Source organism: Gluconacetobacter johannae (assembly GCF_014174305.1).
GTDB classification, from domain to species: domain Bacteria; phylum Pseudomonadota; class Alphaproteobacteria; order Acetobacterales; family Acetobacteraceae; genus Gluconacetobacter; species Gluconacetobacter johannae.
Genome location: NZ_JABEQH010000008.1, coordinates 1 through 20,651 on the forward strand (window position 1 = coordinate 1; position 20,651 = coordinate 20,651).

General features: G+C 67.3%; 18 protein-coding genes. 10 read left to right on the top strand and 8 right to left on the bottom strand.

What is annotated here, in order from left to right; translation table 11 throughout:
* Positions 1–170: 170 nt before the first annotated feature.
* From HLH21_RS06940 to HLH21_RS06955, 4 genes are all read left to right on the top strand, one after another.
* Entirely contained in the window at positions 171–911 is a 741-nt protein-coding gene (locus HLH21_RS06940) for a TlyA family RNA methyltransferase (protein WP_182942694.1), read from the top strand.
* Positions 912–1,015: 104 nt separating this feature from the next.
* Positions 1,016–2,233 carry a 23S rRNA (adenine(2503)-C(2))-methyltransferase RlmN gene (gene rlmN, locus HLH21_RS06945; RefSeq protein WP_182942696.1) on the top strand — a complete coding sequence of 406 codons (1,218 nt, stop codon included), beginning with the start codon at positions 1,016–1,018 and terminating at the stop codon, positions 2,231–2,233.
* 127 nt (positions 2,234–2,360) lie between these two features.
* Positions 2,361–3,590, top strand: coding sequence for an argininosuccinate synthase (locus tag HLH21_RS06950; RefSeq protein WP_182942698.1), 1,230 nt, complete (start codon positions 2,361–2,363; stop codon positions 3,588–3,590).
* 49 nt (positions 3,591–3,639) lie between these two features.
* Complete coding sequence (locus tag HLH21_RS06955; protein WP_182942700.1) at positions 3,640–4,140, top strand: FKBP-type peptidyl-prolyl cis-trans isomerase; 501 nt, start codon at positions 3,640–3,642, stop codon at positions 4,138–4,140.
* A 50-nt stretch (positions 4,141–4,190) separates the two neighbouring features.
* On the opposite strand, the gene HLH21_RS06960 is transcribed toward HLH21_RS06955, so the two are convergent.
* Positions 4,191–4,394 carry a hypothetical protein gene (locus HLH21_RS06960; protein WP_182942984.1) on the bottom strand — a complete coding sequence of 68 codons (204 nt, stop codon included), beginning with the start codon at positions 4,392–4,394 and terminating at the stop codon, positions 4,191–4,193.
* Positions 4,395–4,589: 195 nt separating this feature from the next.
* Between HLH21_RS06960 and trpS the strand changes: the two genes are divergently transcribed.
* A complete protein-coding gene (gene trpS / locus HLH21_RS06965; protein ID WP_182942702.1) occupies positions 4,590–5,585 on the top strand; it encodes a tryptophan--tRNA ligase in 996 nt (331 codons plus the stop codon).
* A 10-nt stretch (positions 5,586–5,595) separates the two neighbouring features.
* Positions 5,596–6,015: a secondary thiamine-phosphate synthase enzyme YjbQ gene (locus tag HLH21_RS06970; RefSeq protein WP_182942704.1), complete on the top strand. Its 420-nt coding sequence runs from the start codon at positions 5,596–5,598 to the stop codon at positions 6,013–6,015.
* A 7-nt stretch (positions 6,016–6,022) separates the two neighbouring features.
* On the opposite strand, the gene HLH21_RS06975 is transcribed toward HLH21_RS06970, so the two are convergent.
* From HLH21_RS06975 to HLH21_RS06985, 3 genes are read right to left on the bottom strand one after another with little or no spacing between them, the layout of a single operon-like run.
* Entirely contained in the window at positions 6,023–6,820 is a 798-nt protein-coding gene (locus HLH21_RS06975) for a ribonuclease T2 family protein (RefSeq protein WP_182942706.1), read from the bottom strand.
* A gap of 5 nt (positions 6,821–6,825) precedes the next feature.
* Positions 6,826–7,674, bottom strand: coding sequence for an S-formylglutathione hydrolase (gene fghA, locus HLH21_RS06980; protein WP_182942708.1), 849 nt, complete (start codon positions 7,672–7,674; stop codon positions 6,826–6,828).
* A 4-nt stretch (positions 7,675–7,678) separates the two neighbouring features.
* On the bottom strand, positions 7,679–8,794 hold the full coding sequence (locus HLH21_RS06985; protein ID WP_182942710.1) for an S-(hydroxymethyl)glutathione dehydrogenase/class III alcohol dehydrogenase: 1,116 nt from the start codon (positions 8,792–8,794) through the stop codon (positions 7,679–7,681).
* Positions 8,795–9,051: 257 nt separating this feature from the next.
* Between HLH21_RS06985 and HLH21_RS06990 the strand changes: the two genes are divergently transcribed.
* Both HLH21_RS06990 and HLH21_RS06995 read left to right on the top strand, forming a co-directional pair.
* Entirely contained in the window at positions 9,052–9,927 is an 876-nt protein-coding gene (locus HLH21_RS06990; RefSeq protein ID WP_182942712.1) for a bestrophin family protein, read from the top strand.
* Positions 9,928–9,999: 72 nt separating this feature from the next.
* Positions 10,000–10,590 carry a CarD family transcriptional regulator gene (locus HLH21_RS06995; RefSeq protein WP_182942714.1) on the top strand — a complete coding sequence of 197 codons (591 nt, stop codon included), beginning with the start codon at positions 10,000–10,002 and terminating at the stop codon, positions 10,588–10,590.
* Between the two features lie 40 nt (positions 10,591–10,630).
* On the opposite strand, the gene HLH21_RS07000 is transcribed toward HLH21_RS06995, so the two are convergent.
* Positions 10,631–11,077: a PACE efflux transporter gene (locus HLH21_RS07000; protein WP_182942716.1), complete on the bottom strand. Its 447-nt coding sequence runs from the start codon at positions 11,075–11,077 to the stop codon at positions 10,631–10,633.
* A gap of 5 nt (positions 11,078–11,082) precedes the next feature.
* Positions 11,083–12,060, bottom strand: a complete 978-nt coding sequence (locus HLH21_RS07005) for a sterol desaturase family protein (RefSeq protein ID WP_182942718.1) — start codon at positions 12,058–12,060, stop codon at positions 11,083–11,085.
* A 178-nt stretch (positions 12,061–12,238) separates the two neighbouring features.
* Between HLH21_RS07005 and HLH21_RS07010 the strand changes: the two genes are divergently transcribed.
* Positions 12,239–12,613 carry a response regulator gene (locus HLH21_RS07010; RefSeq protein ID WP_182942720.1) on the top strand — a complete coding sequence of 125 codons (375 nt, stop codon included), beginning with the start codon at positions 12,239–12,241 and terminating at the stop codon, positions 12,611–12,613.
* Positions 12,614–12,626: 13 nt separating this feature from the next.
* Here HLH21_RS07010 and HLH21_RS07015 read toward each other — a convergent pair whose 3' ends face one another.
* Both HLH21_RS07015 and HLH21_RS07020 read right to left on the bottom strand, forming a co-directional pair.
* Positions 12,627–16,853: a translocation/assembly module TamB domain-containing protein gene (locus tag HLH21_RS07015; RefSeq protein WP_182942722.1), complete on the bottom strand. Its 4,227-nt coding sequence runs from the start codon at positions 16,851–16,853 to the stop codon at positions 12,627–12,629.
* A complete protein-coding gene (locus HLH21_RS07020; RefSeq protein WP_182942986.1) occupies positions 16,853–18,718 on the bottom strand; it encodes an autotransporter assembly complex protein TamA in 1,866 nt (621 codons plus the stop codon). The genes HLH21_RS07015 and HLH21_RS07020 overlap by 1 nt, the downstream gene beginning before the upstream one ends.
* 539 nt (positions 18,719–19,257) lie before the next feature.
* Here HLH21_RS07020 and miaB point away from each other — a divergent pair.
* A complete protein-coding gene (miaB, locus tag HLH21_RS07025; RefSeq protein ID WP_246379387.1) occupies positions 19,258–20,637 on the top strand; it encodes a tRNA (N6-isopentenyl adenosine(37)-C2)-methylthiotransferase MiaB in 1,380 nt (459 codons plus the stop codon).
* Positions 20,638–20,651: the final 14 nt, after the last annotated feature.

The following is a 20,651-nucleotide window of genomic DNA, read 5'->3' on the forward strand; positions in this document are numbered from 1 at the left end:
CCCCATGACCCTGCCCGACCGCTTCATCGACCACAACACCCAGGACGCCCAGTATCACGAGGCCGGACTCGACGCCGCCGCCATCGCCCATACCGCGCTTCACGCCCTGGGGGTCGCCGCGTCCCAGCAGACGGCCTGATCCGGACGACAGGGACAGGGGGACCGGCGGGATGGCCAAGCGGCGCGTGGACCAGATGCTGGTCGATCGGGGGCTGGTGGAGACACGCAGCCGCGCGCAGGCGCTGATCCTGGCCGGCGTGGTGTTTTCGGGCGAACAGCGCGTCGCGAAGGCCGGTGACCAGTTGCCCGAGGACGCGCCGCTGACGCTGCGGGGGCAGGACCATCCCTGGGTGTCGCGCGGCGGGGTCAAGCTGGCCCACGCGCTGGAGCATTTCGGCCTGTCGCCCGAGGGCGGCATATGCCTGGATGTCGGCGCATCGACCGGCGGCTTCACCGACGTTCTGCTGACCCACGGCGTGCGGAAAGTCTACGCGGTCGATGTCGGGCATGGACAACTGGCATGGAAGCTGCGGAGCGACCCGCGCGTGGTCGTGCTGGAAAAATGCAACGCCCGCACGCTGGACCACACGATCATCCCCGATCCGATCGACGTGCTGGTCTGTGACGCCAGCTTCATCGGCCTGCGTACCGTCCTGCCCGCCGGGCTGGACCTGTGCCGTCCGGGCGCCTGGGCCGTGGCGCTCATCAAGCCGCAATTCGAGGCCGGACGGGCCGCCGTCGGCCCCAAGGGCGTGGTGCGCGACCCGGCCGTCCATGACGAGGTCTGCCAGACCGTTCGCGCCTGGTGGGACGCCCTGCCCGGCTGGCAGGTCCTGGGCGTCGAACCCAGCCCGATCACCGGGCCGGAAGGAAACCGCGAGTTCCTCATCGCCGCCCGGCGGAACGCCTGACCCAAATCCCCGGCCCCACGGGCGCAGGTATTTCCCCTTTTGCCGCGCGAATGTGTTACGCAGCGCGGATTCAGCCATGCCCCCAACCGGATGATTATCTGTCCATGACCGCCGCCTCCGCCCCCGCGACCCCGCACACCGCCGACACCGGTCTGGCCGCCGCCCTGACGGATGCGGAACGCCAGCGGATCCTGGCGAAATCCGCGCTGTTCGCGCCACCTAGCGGCATGCTGCCCGATGGCAGGCGCGAACTGGTGGGCCTGTCGCGTGAGGAAATGACCCAGGCGCTTCTGGAAATCGGCGAAAAGCCGTTCCGGACCAAGCAGCTCTGGCACTGGATCTATCACCAGGGCGTCACCGATTTCGAGCGGATGAGCACGATCGCCCGCCCATTGCAGGCCAAGCTGGCCGAACGGTTCGTCATCGGCCGGCCCGAGGCCGCGACGGTGCAGACATCCACCGACGAGACGCGCAAATTCCTGTTCCGCTTCCGCGACGGGCAGGAAGCCGAGACCGTCTACATCCCCGACCGGCGCGAGGATCGCGGGGCGGTATGCATTTCCTCGCAGGTCGGCTGCACCCTGTCCTGCACCTTCTGCCATACCGGCACCCAGAAGCTGGTCCGCAACCTGGGCGCCGCCGAAATCGTCGGCCAGTTCATGGCGGCGCGCGACAGCTATGGCGAATGGCCCAGCCCCCGGGGCGAGACCCCGCGCCTGCTGTCGACCATCGTGCTGATGGGCATGGGCGAGCCGCTGTACAATTACGAAAACATCGCCAAGGCCATGAAAATCATCATGGATGGCGAGGGGATCGGCCTGTCGCGCCGGCGCATCACCCTGTCCACCTCGGGGGTGATCCCGATGATGGACCAGTGCGGCAGCGAACTGGGCATCAATCTGGCGATTTCGCTGCATGCGGTCCGCAACGACCTGCGCGACGAAATCGTGCCGCTGAACCGCAAATACCCGATCGAGGAGCTGATCGCGGCCTGCCGGCGCTATCCGGCCGCCAGCAACGCGCGGCGGATCACGTTCGAGTACATCATGCTGCGCGGCGTGAATGACAGCGAGGCCGAGGCCCGCGAACTGGTGCGCCTGATCGCGGGGATTCCGGCCAAGGTCAACCTGATCCCGTTCAACCCCTGGCCGGGCAGCGCCTACAAGCCCTCGACGCGCGAGCAGTTGGCGAAATTCGCCCAGATCGTGATGGACGCGGGCTTCGCCTCGCCCATCCGCATGCCGCGCGGGCGCGACATCCTGGCGGCGTGTGGGCAGTTGCGTACCGAAAGCCAGCGCGAACGCCGCACCCAGCCGGCCTGACCCGAACGGGGTGCGCCTGAAATATAGGCGCACCCGCTGGCACCGCCCGCCATCCAATGCTAGGACGCGGGAACCCTACAGGCGGGCCCGCCCGCGCTTCAGCTTCGACGACAGGAGACCTTTTCCCATGGCCGCAAAGGACGTCAAGAAGGTCGTGCTCGCCTATTCAGGCGGTCTCGACACGTCCGTGATCCTGCGCTGGTTGCAGACCAGCTACGGGTGCGAGGTCGTGACCTTCACGGCCGACCTGGGACAGGGAGAGGAACTGGAGCCCGCCCGCAAGAAGGCCGAGATGTTCGGCGTGAAGGAAATCTTCGTCGAAGACCTGCGCGAGACCTTCGTGAAGGACTTCGTCTTCCCGATGTTCCGCGCGAACACGCTGTATGAAGGCCAGTACCTGCTGGGCACCTCCATCGCCCGCCCGCTGATCGCCCAGCGCCAGATCGAGATCGCCGAGGCGGTCGGCGCGGACGCCGTCGCCCACGGGGCCACCGGCAAGGGCAACGACCAAGTCCGCTTCGAACTGGCCTATTACGCGCTGAAGCCCGACGTCACCGTCATCTCGCCCTGGCGCGAATGGGACCTGACCTCGCGCACGCGCCTGCTGGCCTTTGCCGAGGAACATCAGATCCCCATCGCCAAGGACAAGCGCGGCGAGGCCCCGTTCTCGGTCGATGCCAACCTGCTGCATTCGTCGTCCGAAGGAAAACTGCTGGAAGACCCGGCGGTGGCGCCCGATGAGATCGTGTTCCAGCGCACGATCTCGCCTGAAAACGCCCCGGACGTCGCGACCGAGATCGCGATCGACTTCGTTTCGGGCGATCCGGTGGCGCTGAACGGCGTGACCCTGTCGCCCGCGACCCTGCTGACCCGCCTGAACGAACTGGGCCGGGCGAACGGGATCGGACGGCTGGACCTGGTGGAAAACCGCTTCGTGGGCATGAAGTCGCGCGGCATCTACGAAACGCCCGGCGGCACCATCCTGCTGGCCGCCCATCGCAGCATGGAGACCATCACCCTAGATCGCGAGGCCGGCCACCTGAAGGACAGCCTGATGCCCCGCTATGCGGAGTTGATCTATAACGGGTTCTGGTTCTCGCCCGAGCGCCGGATGCTGCAGGCCCTGATCGACGAGAGCCAGCATTCGGTGACCGGTCGCGTGCGCCTGAAGCTGTACAAGGGCAACGTCATCTGCGTCGGGCGTGAAAGCCCGAACAGCCTGTACGACACGCGCGTGGTCACCTTCGAGGATGACGAAGGCGCCTATAACCAGGCCGATGCCCAGGGCTTCATCAAGCTGAACGCGCTGCGGCTGCGGCTCGGCGCGCAGATCGGGCGGCGCGGCGGCGCGCTGTGACCGTGGCGCACCCGCGTCCCCTTTTCCGCCACTCTTCGATCGAGGTGTCATGAAACGTCTGTCCCGCTTCATTCCCCTCCTTGTCGCGTCCGCGCTGGCCCTGCCGATGGTGGCCTGCAGCCAGAGAGCCGGCACGGGCGATGACGAACCGGACCTGACGCCGGCGCAGTTCATGGCGAAGATGCGCGCCCAGCCGGGGGTCAAGTCCCTGCCGGACGGTCTGGCCTACAAGATTCTGGAATCCGGCCCCAAGGACGGCCAGAGTCCTTCGCCGGGCGACACGATGATGGTCATCTACGAAGGCCGCCTGCCGGATGGCGGCATTTTCGACAGTTCGGACCAGCATGGCCACGGCGCCTACATGCAGATGCCGCTCGATGGCGTCATCAAGGGATGGATGGAAGCCCTGCCGATGATGCACGTCGGGGACACCTGGATGCTCTATGTCCCGCCCGAACTGGGATATGGCCATCGCTCGATGGGCATCATTCCGTCGGACAGCCCGCTGGTCTTCAAGATCCAGCTTCTGGGCGTGTCCAAAAGCCAGTAACTGCGGCGTTCGGACCGTGCGATGGGATAGGTCCCATCGCACGGTTCGTCCTATCTTCCTGTCTTGCCCGTCCTGTGTCCGCCTTTGCCGAACATGGCCCGGCAGCGGGGCGAGAGCTTGTCGATTTTCTTCTCCATGCAGGCCTGCACCTTGCGCTCGTTCGGAATGGCGAAAGCGCACAGCTTGACCGCGTCGCCACGGCACGCGGCGGACTGTTGGTCGCGCGTGGGGGCCGCCCCGCGTGCTGGCAGCATGTAGAGGCCCAGGGCGGCCAGCACCGCGACGGACCATGAAACGGGCGATAAAATGCGGCGCACCGAAATCTCCCTCATCTTCGGCATCAGGACTGCCATGATATAACGTCGTCTGCGACCAGCCGTTTCCCGCATCGCTCCGCCAGCCGCCTTGACCCTTGACCGATTGGGGGCGGACGACCGAAAAGAACGCTCATGCAACGCATATTTTCCGGCATCCAGCCGACCGGTATCCCGCAACTGGGCAACTATCTCGGCGCGATCCGCAACTGGGTCGCCCTGCAACGCGACCACGAGTGCATTTTCTGCCTGGTGGACCTGCACGCGATCACGGTGTGGCAAGACCCGGCCGCCCTGCGCCAGCAGACGCTGGCCCAGACCGCCGTCCTTCTGGCGTCCGGGATCGACCCGCAGGCCCATATCCTGTTCAACCAGTCCGCCGTGTCGGCGCATGCCCGGCTGGGATGGATCTTCAACTGCGTGTCGCGCCTCGGCTGGCTGAACCGGATGACGCAGTTCAAGGACAAGGCCGGCAAGGACCGCGAAAACCATTCCGCCGGCCTGTACGTCTATCCCAACCTGATGGCGGCCGACATCCTGGCCTACAAGGCGACACGGGTACCGGTAGGCGACGACCAGCGCCAGCACCTGGAACTGGCCAACGACATCGCGCAGAAATTCAACCACGATTACGGCGTGGAGTTCTTTCCGGCGATCGAAGCCCTGATCCCGCCCGGCGCGGCCCGGGTCATGAGCCTGCGCGACGGCACGAAGAAGATGTCCAAATCCGACCCGTCGGCCCAGAGCCGGATCGAGATGACGGACGACGCCGACACCATCGCGCTCAAGATCCGGCGCGCGAAGACCGACCCCGAGCCCCTGCCCACCGACCCGGCCGAGCTGGCGGCGCGGCCCGAAGCCCGCAATCTGGTTGAAATCTATGCCGTGATGGCAAACATGACGGTCGCGGACGTCCTGGCGCGCCATGGCGGCGAAGGGTTCGGCCCCTTCAAGTCGGCGCTGGCCGATGTCCTGATCGCGGCGGTCGGGCCGATCGCCGCCGAAACCCGGCGGCTGCTGGACGACCCGGCGCATCTGCAGGCCGTGCTGCGCGACGGCGCCGCCCGCGCCCAGGCCATCGCGGAACCGGTGGTCAGCGAGGTCGAGCGCCTCGTCGGCTTCCTGAAGTAGGACCATGCCCATGCGCCAGGCCATGCACCGTCTGAGGATCGCCACGCATGGCAAGGGGCTGGTGCCCTTCACCCACGATGTGCTGGCCTGGGTGGCCTCCACCAGGATCAAGATGGGTGTGCTGACCCTGTGGTGCCGGCATACCTCGGCATCCCTGACCGTTCAGGAAAATGCCGACCCGACGGTGCTGGAGGACATCAAGCGCTATTTCGAGGCGCTGGTGCCCGAGGCGCACGGACGCTACATCCACGACGACGAAGGGCCGGACGACATGCCCGCCCATCTTCGGACCATGCTGACCCAGACCCAGCTTTCGATTCCCGTTGCCGACGGACGGCCCGTTCTGGGGACGTGGCAGGGCCTGTACCTGTTCGAACACCGGCGTCACCCCCACCAGCGGGACATCGTCCTGCACCTGATCGGCGAATAAGGGTCTCCTATTGCGCGAGGCGCGGCCAGTCCGGGACCGTGAAGCGCGCGGGGCAGTTGTCCTGTGGTTCCGGCGACCTCATGAACGATTCCGGCCGGGGAAAGGATGCGACGGCCCCGGTCCGGATGGTGAACCAGAGCTGGGTCAGGATGGTGCGGCCGTGATCGGTTTCGCAGTGGATCTGCAACGCCCGGTCGACATCGGTTCCGAACGTGCGCCGAAACACGTCCAGCAGCGCATCGTGGGTGATGTCCTGGCCGATATGCGCGCCCAAATACGCCGCCAGCGGCGAATCCGCGACCGTCGCCCGCATGGCCAGGGCGGTCCGGAAGAAGGATTCGGCCGGCATCCCGAAACACTGCACATGCTTGCGGTATTCGTGCGTCACCAGATCGTCGTGCAGATGCGCCACGGCCTCGCCCAACGCGCGGCGTGTGCCGTCGGTGAGCACGATCGGCGCATTCCTGTCCTGGCCGGGATAGATGTCGCACCCGGCGGCCCACCATTGCGGCGGGGTCACGCCCTGCTCGATCAGCTTCCGGGGGCGCGACGCCCATAGCCCGTGCAGGCCGATCAGCGGCGCCTTCGGCTGGTCGGCCAGGCAGCCGGGTCCGCTGGCGCAAAAGCCCGGCTGCCATGTCAGGGCCAGCGTATAATGGCCGAAGTCGCCATGCGCGGACGGCTGCAATGCCGGCAGGCCACGGGTGGCCTCGGGCAGCGGGGACGGAACGGGTCGGGGCGCGCAGGCGGCAAGGCCCAGCGTCAGCACCGCCGCCAAGGCCACCCCGGTCACATGTCGGAACATCGCCCCTAACCCCTGAGGATCGCGGCGTGGTGGGTCAGGTGGTCCTGGATGAAGGACTGGATGAACCAGTACGAATGGTCGTAGCCGGGATGGCGTCGTAAAATCAGCCCCTGCCCCGCCGCCTTCGCCGCCTCGTCCAGATACCAGGGCTGCAACTGCTCGGCCAGGAACTGGTCCGCGTCCCCCTGATCGACCAGGATGGTCGTCGGATGGCGATGTCCGGCCCGTAGCAGCAGGGTCGCGTCCTGCGCCGCCCAGCTTGCCCGGTCCGGCCCCAGATAGCCGGAAAACGCCTTTTCGCCCCAGGGCACGGCGGCCGGATGGACGATCGGAGCGAAGGCCGAGACCGACTTCCAGCGATCCGGCGCGCGTAGCGCGTGGACCAGCGCCCCGTGCCCGCCCATCGAGTGACCCATGATCCCGCGTCGGGTCCCGTCCAGGGGAAAATGGGCCTCGGTCAGGGCAGGCAGTTCCGTGCCGATATAAGACCCCATGCGGTAATGGGTGTTCCAGGGGGCCTGGGTGGCGTCCAGGTAGAAGCCGGCGCCACTGCCGAAATCGTAGGAGTCGTCCTCGCCCGCGATGCCCGCGCCCCTCGGCGAGGTGTCGGTGGCGACCAGCGCAATGCCGAATTCCGCGGCGAATCGGATGGCGTTCGCCTTTATCAGGAACGTCTCCTCGGTGCAGGTCAGGCCCGCCAGGACATGGACCACCGGCACGCGCGCCGCATCCGACGCCCCGTCGGGCAGGAAGACGGCAAAGCGCGCTTCCAGCCCCAGGGACGCCGACATGTGGCTGTAAAAACCCACCCTGCCGCCGCAGCACGCATGTTCGGATCGCGTGGTGATGCTCATCGGCTCAGAACTCGACGACGGTGCGGATGCTTTCGCCACGGGTCATCAGGTCGAAGCCTTCGTTGATCTTCTCCAGCGGCAGCTTATGGGTAATCAGGCTGTCGATGTCGATCTTGCCGTCCATGTACCAATCGACGATCTTCGGCACGTCGGTCCGCCCGCGCGCGCCGCCGAAGGCCGAACCGATCCAGCGCCGCCCGGTGACCAGCTGGAACGGGCGGGTGCTGATTTCCTGACCCGCGCCGGCCACCCCGATGATGGTCGAGACCCCCCAGCCCCGATGCGAGCATTCCAGCGCCTGGCGCATCAGCGTGGGGTTGCCCACGCATTCGAACGAATAATCCGCGCCGCCGCCCGTCAACTCCACCAGATGGCCCACGACGTCGCCGTCCGGCCCCAGGTCCTTGGGGTTGACGAAATGGGTCATGCCGAACTTGCGCGCCATCTCCTCGCGCGCCGGATTGATGTCGACGCCGACGATCATGTCGGCCCCCACCATCCGCGCGCCCTGGATGACGTTCAGCCCGATACCGCCCAGGCCGAACACCACCACGGTCGATCCGGTCTCGACCTTCGCGGTGAACAGCACGGCGCCGATGCCCGTCGTCACCCCGCAGCCGATATAGCAGACCTTGTCGAACGGCGCGTCGGGGCGGATCTTGGCCAGGGCGATCTCCGGCAGGACCGTGTAGTTCGCGAACGTCGAACAGCCCATGTAATGGTGGATCGGCCGCCCCTTGTAGGAAAAGCGCGACGTGCCGTCGGGCATCAGCCCGCGGCCCTGCGTCGCGCGGATCGAGGTGCACAGGTTCGTCTTGCGCGACAGGCAGGACTTACACTCCCGGCATTCCGGCGTGTACAGCGGAATCACATGATCGCCGGGCTTGAGGTGGGTCACCCCCGGCCCGACCTCGACCACCACGCCCGCGCCCTCATGACCCAGGATGGCGGGGAACAGCCCTTCCGGGTCCGCGCCCGACAGCGTGTATTTATCGGTGTGGCACAGGCCCGTCGCCTTCACTTCGACCAGGACCTCGCCCGCGCGCGGCCCATCAAGCTGGACCGTTTCGATCTCCAGCGGACGTCCCGCCTCGAATGCCACTGCCGCTCTTACGTCCATGCCCGTGCCCCGCGTCCGTCAGGTTAGAAATCGTGTACGAAATAAAGACGCGCGTTGCCGGGGCGGTCAATGTCCGCCCGCGCATTATGGTCGCGCGGTTGCATCCGTCCCGAATACTTTCCTGATTGCGACAGAAAATGTCGGCATCGTCACAAATTTCATCATGAATGCCGGGGCATTGTCTTTCCTTTGGCACCGTGCGAGCCACTATGCCTGCACGGCATGCCTGTCCGGACCAGGAGGAGGAGAATCATACGATGATCGTCGACCGGAAGATCGGCCTGTTCATCCTTATGCGGGAAAGCCTGCTGTCGCTGACGCTGCTATGCGCGTGGGACGTCTTCGTCGTCGTCATGTTCCAGATCTTCCACCAGGACTGGATGGAGCAGCCCAGCCTTCCCGTCTCGCTGATCGGCTCTGCCCTGGTGCTGTTCATGAGCGTGCGGAACAGCACCGCCTACAACCGCTGGTGGGAGGCGCGGACCCTGTGGGGCGCGATCACCAACAATTGCCGGTCGTTCGGGCGGCAGGCCGGCACGCTGCTGGGCGGACGGCCGGACCTGGCGCGCGCCATGGCCGCCTACCCCTACGCGCTGCGCGGCGCGCTGGGCCGGTGGGACGCCTCGGCCGACGTGAACCGCCTGCTGCCGCCGGCGATGAAGGACGCGATTTCCGGCTGGTCGAACCAGCCGAACGCCATCCTCTACCAGATCGGGCGCGAGGTGAACGCCGAGGTCGCGCGCCAGGGAATCGACGGCGCGGTGCATGGGCAGATCGACCGCATCCTGTCCGACCTGGCCAACGCGCAGGGCGGGCTGGAGCGGATACGCAATACGCCACTGGCCATCCAGTTCTCGTTGATCCCGCGGTTGGTCGCCAATGTCTTCTGCATCGTCCTGCCGCTGTCCATGGTCCAGACCCTGGGGTGGATCACGCCGCTGGGGTCATCCCTGGTGGGGCTTTTGTTCGTGGCGCTGGACAAGATCGGCAGCGACCTGCAGGAACCGTTCATCCACTCGCCTCACGCCATGCCGATGCTGACCATGGCGCGGACGATCGAGATCGACCTGCTGCAACCCGACCGACAGCCCGTCGAGGGGCCGATCGCCCCGGTGCGCGGGGTCCAATCCTGACCGCGGCGGCCGGCGCCGCCCGGTTTTCGAGGGATCAAGACAGAATATGAAAAATGTGGTAGACAATGCCCCATGAGCATGTTCAGAACGACCCCTAAGGGCGGCGTGACCGACGCAATGGCGCGGACCGCTGCCGCCGTAACTGCCGCGCAAGCCAAGACGAAGGTCAAGGACGAGGACCCGTTCCGCGAGGGAGACGCTATCGTCTATGCGGCTCATGGGGTCGGGCGCGTGGACCGTATCGGCGTTGACGAGATCGCGGGCACGAAACTGGAAATGATCCAGATTTCTTTCCCCGGCAACCAGATGACCCTGCGTATTCCGCTGTCGAAGGCGCGCAAGGCCGGCCTGCGTAAGATCGTCTCGCGTGAGATCGTGGACAAGGCGATGGCCATCATCAAGGGCAAGCCGCATGTCAGCCGCGGCATGTGGGCCCGCCGGGCCGTCGCCTACCAGGAAAAAATCAATTCCGGCGACCTGGTGCAGATCGCCGAGGTGCTGCGCGACCTGCGCCGCAATGTCGACAGCCTGGACGGCAGCTTCAGCGAACGCAAGCTGTTCGAGGCCGCCCAGGAACGCTTCGTGGCCGAAGTCGCGGTGCTGGAAGGCAAGGAACCCGCCGCGGTTCTGGAAACCCTGACGGCGGCGATGAAGGCCGCATGACCCAAAGGCCCTGGAAGGAGATCGTCCTCCAGGGCTTTTTTTACGTCCCGTGCGCCTCCTCGCCGTCCATGCCCGTGAACGGGACGGGGAAGGCCAGGTCGTAGGCCCATGTGAAGACGAAATTATATACGAGGTAGAACAGGGTCAGGCTGATGTTCGCCAGGAATGCCGCCCGCAATCCCTGGCCCAGATACAGCGCGATCGCCGGCACAAGCAGGCCGATCAGGCCGACCTGAAACAGCACCGCATGCGCGACCCGGTCGGTCAGGCTCTTGCGGGCCGATCCCCTTCGCCACAGCACGAACCGGTCGAACAGGCGGTTGAACGCATAATTCCACAGCACCGCGACCACGGACGACCCCACGCCGATGGCCCCCATGTCGACCAGCCGGATACCCAGCAACAGCCGGCCGCCCGGCAGGACCATCGCCAGTCCCAGTGCCTCGAACATGATCGTGTAGCGGAGCCTGTCCGCCGTCGTACGCACCCCCTTTACCGCGTCATCGGGCGGGACCCGCTGGCCGAGGAAGGCGAACGCCGCCAGCGCCGTGTCGCCAGGCGCCAGGACAGGCGCAGCCCGGCCACCTGCTGGGCGCCCCACCCCCCGCTGACCAGCGCGGGCTCGGCCTTCGGATCGCCGGTTTCCACCACCTTGTGCGAAAAATTGGCCGTCCGCAGGATCATGTCCCACCACGGGAAGACCGCCCCGTAGTTGCATGAATTCCGTCCCGCCGACCGCAGGCCGTGATGCACCCGATGGAATTGCGGCGACACCAGCAGGCGTTCGCCCAACCAGCCGAACCCGACAGTGGTATTGGCATGCGACAGGCTTTCGACCAGGCGCAGCAGCAGGATCAGCAGCGGAAACTGCAACGGCGGCACCCCGATCAGCAGGCCGACGGCGATGGCCCAGACATAGGACATGACATCGTCGAGCAGATGATTGCGGTCGTCCGACCAGAACGTCATCTGGGTCTGGGCATGATGCAGGGCATGAAGGCCGTACCACCACGCAAAGACATGGGACAGCCGATGCCGCCAGTAATCGGCGAAATCCAGAATCACGGCATAGATGAAGAAGGTCAGGACCGGCCAGTCCATCAGCGTCGGGAACAGGCTTTCGAGCGTCGGCGGGATATAGCCCCGATCGGTCAGGAAGCCATTCATCCAGGTCTGGATTTCATAGAATCCGAAAAACGTCACCAACGGGAACAGCCCGACCCGCGCGACGAGGGTATAGAGAACATCCATCGTCACATTGTCGCGGTTTTCCCATTTCTGCAGCGGCCGGAACCGTTCCAGCGGAACGCAGATCGCCAGGTTCAGCACCACCTGCAACACGCCATAGATCGCGAACATCGCCCACAGGAACGATGTGTCCTCCCACTCCATCCATCCGAAGCGGTAGAGGACCGGAATCAGCCAGTTTTCCTGGATCCATCCGGCAAGCCATGTAAACGGGTCGATCATTCCGGCCTTCCTGTCGTGGGTCGTGCGGGTGCGACGCCCGATCCTATCGTATCATGACGGACGGCATCAGCCTGTCCCCGGCATAGCCGATACGTGAACCCCTGGCCGCGCCCCGCGTTGGACAGGGCATGCGAAAATTTCCCTGCCCGCGCCCTCGCACGCGCCCGATTCCTGTTCCATGACTATAGCGCCCATTGTCCTGGTCGAGGACGAATTCCTGATCCGCACGGCGCTGGCGGGCTATCTGCGCCTGCGCGGTGGCTTCACGGTCATCGAGGCCGAGACCGCCCCGGAGGCCCTGGCCGCCATGGACACCCAGAACGACATCGCGATTCTGCTGACCGATATCCGGATCCCCGGCGGCCTGGATGGTTCGGAAATCGCGGCACTGGCGCGGCGGAAATGGCCCGACCTGCCGGTGGTCTATATCAGCGGCCATGCAACGGCGCCCGACGGCCCGGCCCCGGATGGAACGCGCGATAGCCATATCGCCAAACCGTACGAGCTTTCGGCGGTCCTGGAGCGGGTCCGGTCCATCCTCGGACAGGCCTGAGAGACGGACGGCCTCAGTACTGGTACTGGTAGGACAGGCCGACGCTGCTGCCCGGATCGTTTTCCGGCGTGGTGAAGCCGGTGACGTTGCCCCCGGTGCCGACCGTCGTGTTCAGCTTCAGCCGCCGCGTCAGATCCACCTGGACCTGGGCCTGCGTGCCGGAACCCGACGTCGCCTGCTTGGCCCCGACATAGACGCCGCGCATGACATATTTCCCGGCCTCGACACTGGTGCCGCCGCCATTGCCGACCCCGGAGCCGCCCGCCACTTGCAGCCGGTCCAGGCCCAGTCTGTTGCGGATCGTGCCGATGGGATCGAACCCGCTCCCCCCGGTCAGCGTCGCGACGGCCGCCGCGATCTCGGCCATCTGGGTCGGCGACAGCGATTGCGCGTCGGTGCCGAACAGCAGCATCGCCATGATCTGGTCCTGCGACAGGGGCGGCGAGGACGAAAAGCTGATCTTGGGGGCGCTGGCATATCCGCTGACCGTCAGGCGCGCCGTCCCGGCGTTGGTGCCGCGCTCGGCCTCGAAATCCAGGGTCGGGTCGATCGCCTGCGTGACGCCGGTGCCGTTGAACGCCACGCGCCCCTTTGTGAAATCGAGCGAGATCCCCGCCAGGTTGAAGTTGCCGCGCCGCATGGTGAATCCGCCGGTGACCAGCGGCGCATCCGCCGTGCCGCCCACGTGCAGGCGCCCGCGCATCTCGGCGTCCAGGCCATGCCCGCGAATGAACATCTGCCCCGGCGAGGAGGCCGTGATATCCAGCCCCACGACCATGCCGCCGCCCCCATCCTGCGCGGCCTTGGCGTCATCGCCCGGACGAATGACGTCCAGCCGCGCGACGGAGGTCGGCAGGGAACTGGGAATATTGATTTCGGCATGCGGAATCGCGACCGACCCCGCGACGTCGATACGCGAGGCCAGAAGCCCCCGGACGGTCAGGTCGCTGTCGATCGTCGCCGTGACCAGGTCGCTGGCCAGCGGCCGCGCCTTGGCCGCCATAATCCGCAGGTCGATCGGCAGGCCGGGCTGGAACGCGCCGACCGTCCCGCTGACCGTAATCTGGCCCGATCCCGCGGCGGCGGTCAGGCGGTCGATCGTCAACCGGTCGTCATGGGCCACGATCGAACCGTTTATGCTGGAAAGCTGGATTCCCTGGGCGAAATCATGGACCTGCCCGTTGGCCAGGGTCACGGTGCCGTTGGCGCGCGGGGCCGAGAACGGCCCCGTCAGCGCCAGGGCGAACCGTGCCACGCCTTCCGCCTGGCGTCCCTGCGCGCCCAGATAGGCGTTGGCCGCAGACAGGTCGATCTTCCCGTCGGCCTGCAGGGCCATGCCGCCGGCAGCCCCGGTCGGCACAGTTCCCCGCACCGTCAGGTCCAGCATCGACCCGGCATGGGCCGTGGCGTCCAGCCGTGCCTGCGTGCCCGCCAGTTGCGCTTTGGCGTCCAGGCTGGCCGCGGGCAGCGCCCCGCTGACGTCGGAATGATATTTCATGTCGCGGGCGGTCAGCGTCACCGTGCCCTGCGGCCTGGCCAGCGTCCCCGAAAGTTTCGCCCGCGCCGAGATCACGCCGCTGGCGTCCAGGGACGGCATGAACGGCCGGGCGATGGCCGGCGTCAGCCCGTCGATCGCGACGTTCAGGGACAAGGCGGGCCTGACGCTTCCGGCAATGTCGATCTGCGCCGGGCTGACACCCGGCGGCGCCACTGTCGCCCGCAGCCGATCGACGGCGATTGTGGCGCCGAAGCCGATTCGGGCCGGCGCCAGCAGGCGCAACGTCTCGCCCTTCGCGTTCGCCTGCAGCGTACGCAGGGCCACGGCCCGGCCGGGCAGGTCGAGGACGAAATCCGTCGACAGCCCGGCCGGTGCGCCGGCCAGGTTCTGCAACGCCGACGTCGCCGTGACGGCCAGCGCATTCCGTGGGCCGCGGGCCGTGATGCGGGCATTGCCGGTCACCCCGCGCGCGGCCACCCCGTCGATCGCCAGCGTCAGGTCCGATCGCGCCGCCCCCGCCGGATCGGCGACGCTGCCGGCCAGGACGACATGGCGGACGCTGGCCGCGCTGCTGGAGACGTTGCCATCCAGATGCAGCGTCACCGTGGGGGGAACGGCGGCATTCGCGGTATCCGATGTCCGCACCGACGCCACGACCGCGCCCGAGATCGCCTGGCCCAGCAGAGAGGACAGGTCGGCCAGGCGCGTCATCTGGAAATCGAGGGTCCCCAGCGGAATCGCCTTGCCGGCGGCCAGGGTCAGGTGGCCCTTGCCGGACGCGCTTTTCCAGTCGAGATGGTCCAGATCCAGCGTCCGCGTGCCCTGGGCATCCTGCTCCAGGTCCGCCGCGATGGACAGCGGCGCGCCGTCCACGGTGCCCTGCGCCATCACCGTGCCCTGGGGAGTCGTGGGCAGGTGGTGAAAAACCGCGTCCAGCATGACCGGACCGGCCGGCATGCCGCTGGTCCCCAATTGTCCGTCCAGATGCGCCGTCGCCGACAGGTCGTCCATCGGACCGGTCACGGCCAGCCCCAGGTCGCTGCGGCCGCGCAAGGCAGGCAGGACCCGATTCAGATCGTCCAGGGCCAGCTTCAGGCGAGCATCCAGTATTTTCGCGCCTGCCCCGCCGGTCTGGCTGCCGGACAGGGCCAGATGCATCGCCTGCCCGTCAAATGTCAGGCTGTCGATCCGGATCGCCCGCCCCCCTGCGGTCCCTTGCGCCGGCCCCAGCCTGCCCCGCAGCGCCAGACGTCCGTCCGGCCCGACCAGGCCGACCGCCTGGGGCTGGCCCCCGGTCAGCCCGACGGTGCCGTCAAGCGCCAGCGTCGTGTCGCCACCGGGATGGGCCGGCAGGGCAAACGCACCGTGCAGACCGGCCTGCCCCGTCAGCGCGACCGATCCGATGGCCGCCAGGGGTGCCAGTTGGGGCACCGTCAGGTCGAACGTGCCATGCGCCGGGGTGGCGGTCGCGACCCGGCCGACCAGATGGAGCAGGGCATGGGAGAGGTCGATGTCCAGCGGCGCTTGCGCGTCGTCGGGGTGCAGGAGCAGGTCCAGCGTGATCGGCGCCGCAGCGAACACCGCCGGACGCGGCCCCGGTATCGTCAGCCCATCGAGCGTGGCGCGCAGGTGCGCCAGGGCCGGCTGACCCGCCACCCCTTCATGCCCGTCGAAATTCACCGCGATCCGGCTGGCGCTGGTGCCGGCCGCCGACAGCCGGTCGAGAACCAGTTGCCCGCTTCCTACCGGGTGATGCAGATCGCCCGAGACATGGGCGTCGAGCGCGACCTCGTGCCAGCCGATGCCGTCACGCACCACCATTCCGGGTGCATGCGCCGTCAGGGCCAGTTGCGTCTTTCCATCAAGAAAATTGACGACACCATTTATATTGGAGGAAATTTCCCCTGCCTTCAGTGCAAAATCCAGACGGTTCGCATCGCGTGGCCCCTCAAGGTCGAGAGTCAGGTGAAGCGGGTCCAGCGCCGCCATGCCGGCGACCGTCGCAAACCCGCCCGCCTTTTCGTCGGCGGTCAGATGCAGGGCCAGCCGTCCCGGCGACACCATCGTATGCAGGGCCAGGGCGCCTTCGCGATCCAGGCGTTTCAGGCTCAGGGTAATGGCCGCGTCGGGCAGGGTGGCGACGCTCACCCCCTTCAGCACCGGCGCGATATGGGCCAGCCGCGCCTGCCCGTCGAGGGCGAAGGACGCCGCGGCGCCGGCGATGTCAGGCCCGACATCAATCCGCCCGACATGGATGGTCCGGATATCGACGCCGAGATCCAGCCCTCCCCCCTGGGACGACGACTTGCCCGAATTGTCCGTCTGGCCGGCCGGCAGGCGCGGGATGGCGAGGCGGTCCATCGCGATGCTGTCGACCCGCGCGGTCCGGAACAGCAGGTGCGTGGGGCGCCAGTCCAGCGACAGGCCGTCGATCGAAAGCCACGTGCCCTTGCTGTCGGCCAGGGCGATATGGCGAATCCGCAGCGCATCGGGAAAGCGGCCCGAAATGCCCTGCACCTGGACGGTGCCGTCGGTCAGGGCGGCCGTCTGCCGTTCGATGAAGTGACGGCCCGGCCCGGTATTGGCGGCGATCAGGATGCCGGCGAGGGCCAGCAGGACCAGCCCCGCCGGCACGCCCACCATCAGGCCGGCCGCCCATAGCGCGATCCTGGGCCACCGCCGCCCGGCTGGTGCCGGGGGGTGGGAATTGCGCGGGTCGGGGGTGCGTGGGTCCGGCGCCATCAGAACGTCTCCCCCAGGCCGATATAAAGCTCCCACGTGTCGCCCTGCGCCGGGCGGTTGAGCGGCACGGCCACGTCCACCCGGACCGGGCCGATCGGGGTATAGTACCGCACGCCGGCCCCCGCGCCGACCCGCAGCGTGCCCTCGAACGGGCGGCTGCTGGTGCCCACCTGCCCTGCGTCGGCGAACAGCGCCGCGCCGAAACTGCGGAACAGGCGCTGGCGGAATTCGAACGATCCGGCATCCATCGACGTTCCGCCGATCGCATATTTGCTGTTGGGGAATTGCGGACCCACACCCTGGTAGCGGAATCCCCGCACAGTGGCGCTGCCACCGGCATAGAGGCGCTGATCCGGCGGAATATCGAAGGTCGAGGCCCCCTGCACATTGCCGATGATGCCGCGAAACGCCAGGACGCTGCGTCCGGGGCGCGACAGCCCCAGGTGCGTCAGGTCGAAATAGGTCGAGGCGTTGGCCTGCAGGATGGTGAAGAAGGACGTCCCGTTGACCAGCGAGGCCGACGGCGTGGCGCTCAGCGCCAGGCGCACGCCATGGGTCGCGGGGTCGATGGGGTTGCTGACCCCCGTGCCGTCATAGGTCGCCGACAGGGGCAGCGAGACGATCGTGTAATCGTTCGTCCGGCCCATCTGGTCGATCTGTTCCTGTTCCGCCTGGCCCCCGTACGACACGCTCCAGCGCCGTCCCAGCCGCCGGACCAGCCCGGCACGGACCAGCAGCGCGGTCTGGCGATAGGAATAGAGCAACTGCCGGATGCCTTCGACGCGCACGCTGAGGTTCTGGTTGCGGGAGCCGAAATCCGGCTTCATCAGATCGGCATAGACATCGTAGCCCAACCCCTGCTGCGCGGATCCGCCCAGACCGGTGACCAGCGCCGTCAGCCGCAGTTTCTCGGCATTGCCGAAGATATTGTTGTGCGTCCAGCTCACGCCCCCCCGGCCGCCCAGGTCGGTCGAATAGCCGCCTTGCAGTTCCACCATCCGCCGCTTGCCCTCGGTGAACCCGAAATCGAGTGGCATGCGCTCGCCCGCCGTCAGCGGCGGCACGTCACGCACCTGCACGTCGGAAAACACCCCCAGCGACGCCAGGTCCTGCCGCGCCGCCTCGATGCGCGAGGGCTGGTAGAGCATGCCGGGGCGAATCGTCAGCCTGCGCGCGATATACGACGGGTGTACCCGCGTGAGCCCGGTCAGCGTGATGGCGCCGATATCGACGACCGGTCCGCGCCGCACGGTGAACACCAGGTCGAGCGTGCGCGTCTCGGGACGCAGCCACGCCTTGGGCGGCGCAACCGCCGCCAGGGCATAGCCTTCCTCCTTCAGTTCCGCCTGCAGATGCGTGGCGGCCGCCAGCACGTCCGATGCAACGGCCGGCTGGCCGACGCGCAGCCCCAGCGCCTTGGCTTCCGGACCATTCAGGACCACATCCCCCGGCCCATCCTGCGGGGCACGTTGCAGGGTCAGGCGCCCCAGCCGAAACAGTTCGCCGCGCGTGGGTGTGACGGTGATCTGCACGTTCTGCCCTTTCGGGACCGACAGCAGCCATTCCGGCAGGCGCGGATCGCGGCCATCGAGCATGGGGCCGGCCGGCGCCCCCTTGCCGGGCCGCATTCCCACCTCGATCCGGACGATCGGCGCATAATAGCCAAAACTTTCCAGGGCGGTGCGAATGCGGTCGTACTCGTTGCGGATGCGCCCCGCCAGCGCGAACGGGCTGACGGCCTGGGTCTTCTGAAGGGCCAGAAGATCGGAGGATGAACTGATCGCGGCGTCCAGGTCGCCGTCGCCCGTGGCGCGAATCGTAGTGACGTAGGCTTGCGGGTCGGCCCCGCGCGCGGTGACGGTCATCCAGGCCGACAGTGCCGACACCGCGATCCCGGTGGCCAGCAGGCCCGTGCGCCGCCGCCCCCCCCGCCCCTGATCGCCGCCCCCAGCCCCTGCCGCGTTTTCCCGTGAAATCGCCTTGGGGTGCCGTGACGCTGTCAATGTGTCCGAGCCCTGCCTCTGTGCTTTCCGACGGTCGCGTCCCGCGACGGCCTTCCTGCCTTGTTTATACGGCAGCCATTTGACAAGACGATAAAAAATTGTTGCCCGGCAGGCCGGCCGGATGTTTTTTTGATGCGAGACTCGGAGAGTTGCCTTGACAAGGGCGGGGCTTCTTTTGCCAGATCATGAACAGGGATGCCGCGGCCACCGGCATCGCCTGATGGAGGTCCGCCACGCGATGATCCTGCCATATCCCGGTCTGGCGGCTTCCGGCCTTGCAGGTGCCGGGCCTTGACCCGGACCTCCGCGCATATGATGTGTTCCCGCGACCGCGCGGGATGGTCCGGCGGTGCGCCGAGAAAGTTTCAGCCGTGACCGATCGTTCTGACTGCCCCCCCGCCATGGATGCCGCCCCCGAGGACAGGCGCAAGGGCCTCCATGTCATTACGTGGGGCTGCCAGATGAATGTCTATGACAGCGCGCGCATGACCGATGTCCTGCGGCCGCTGGGCTACCGGCCGGTGGACACGCCCGATGCGGCGGACATGGTCATCCTCAATACCTGCCACATCCGCGACCGCGCGGCGGAAAAGGTGTTTTCCGAACTCGGCCGGCTGCGCGTGGTCAAGGACGCGCGCGCGACCGAGGGACACAAGACCGTCCTGGCCGTCGCCGGATGCGTGGCGCAGGCCGAAGGCCGGGAAATCCTGGCGCGAGCCCCGTTTGTGGACATCGTCCTGGGGCCGCAGACCTATCACCGCCTGCCGGAAATGGTGGCGCGGGCGTCGCGGGCGGCAGGGGCGGTGATCGACACCGACTTCCCGGCCGAACAGAAATTCGACTTCCTGCCCGACGCCCAGGCCCCGCAGACGCCCGGCGGCGTCACCTCCTTCCTGACGATCCAGGAAGGGTGCGACAAATTCTGCTCGTTCTGTGTCGTGCCGTACACGCGCGGGGCCGAGGCCAGCCGCCCCGTGGCGTCGGTGCTGGCCGAGGCGCGGCGCATGGTCGATGCCGGGGCGCGGGAAATCACGCTGCTGGGCCAGAACGTCAACGCCTATCACGGCGCGGCGCCGGACGGGCGCATCTGGGGCCTGGCCCGCCTGGCCGAGGCCCTGTCGGCCATCCCGGGGCTGGCGCGCATCCGCTACACCACCTCGCACCCGCGCGACATGGACGACGCGCTGATCGCGGCCCATCGCGACCTGCCGGCGCTGATGCCGTTCCTGCACCTGCCGGTGCAGTCGGGGTCGGACCGGATCCTGGACGCGATGAACCGGGGCCATACCGCCGCGCAGTATCTGGAACTGGTGCACCGCCTGCGCGAGGCCCGGCCGGATATCGCCCTGTCGTCCGACTTCATCGTCGGCCATCCCGGCGAGACCGACGCCGATTTCGAGGCCACCATGCAGTTGATCCGCGATGTCGGGTTCGCGCAGGCGTTCTCGTTCACATATTCCCCCCGTCCCGGCACGCCGGCCGCCGGCGCCGCCCTGCAGGTGCCCGAGCCGGTGAAGGACGCGCGCCTGCAGGCCCTGCAGGCCCTGCTGCGCACGCAGCAGGACGCCTTCAACGACACGACGGTGGGACGCACCCTTCCGGTCCTGTTTACGGGGCGCGGGCGCAAGCCGGGTCAGATGTCCGGCCGGTCGCCTTATCTGCAGGCCGTTCACGTCGACGGACCGGACACCCTGATCGGCCAGATCACAGACGTGGAGATCGCTGAAAGATTGACCAATTCACTGAGTGGAACCCTCGTGCAGGAGAGAGCCTTCGCTTGAGAGAACAGACGGTA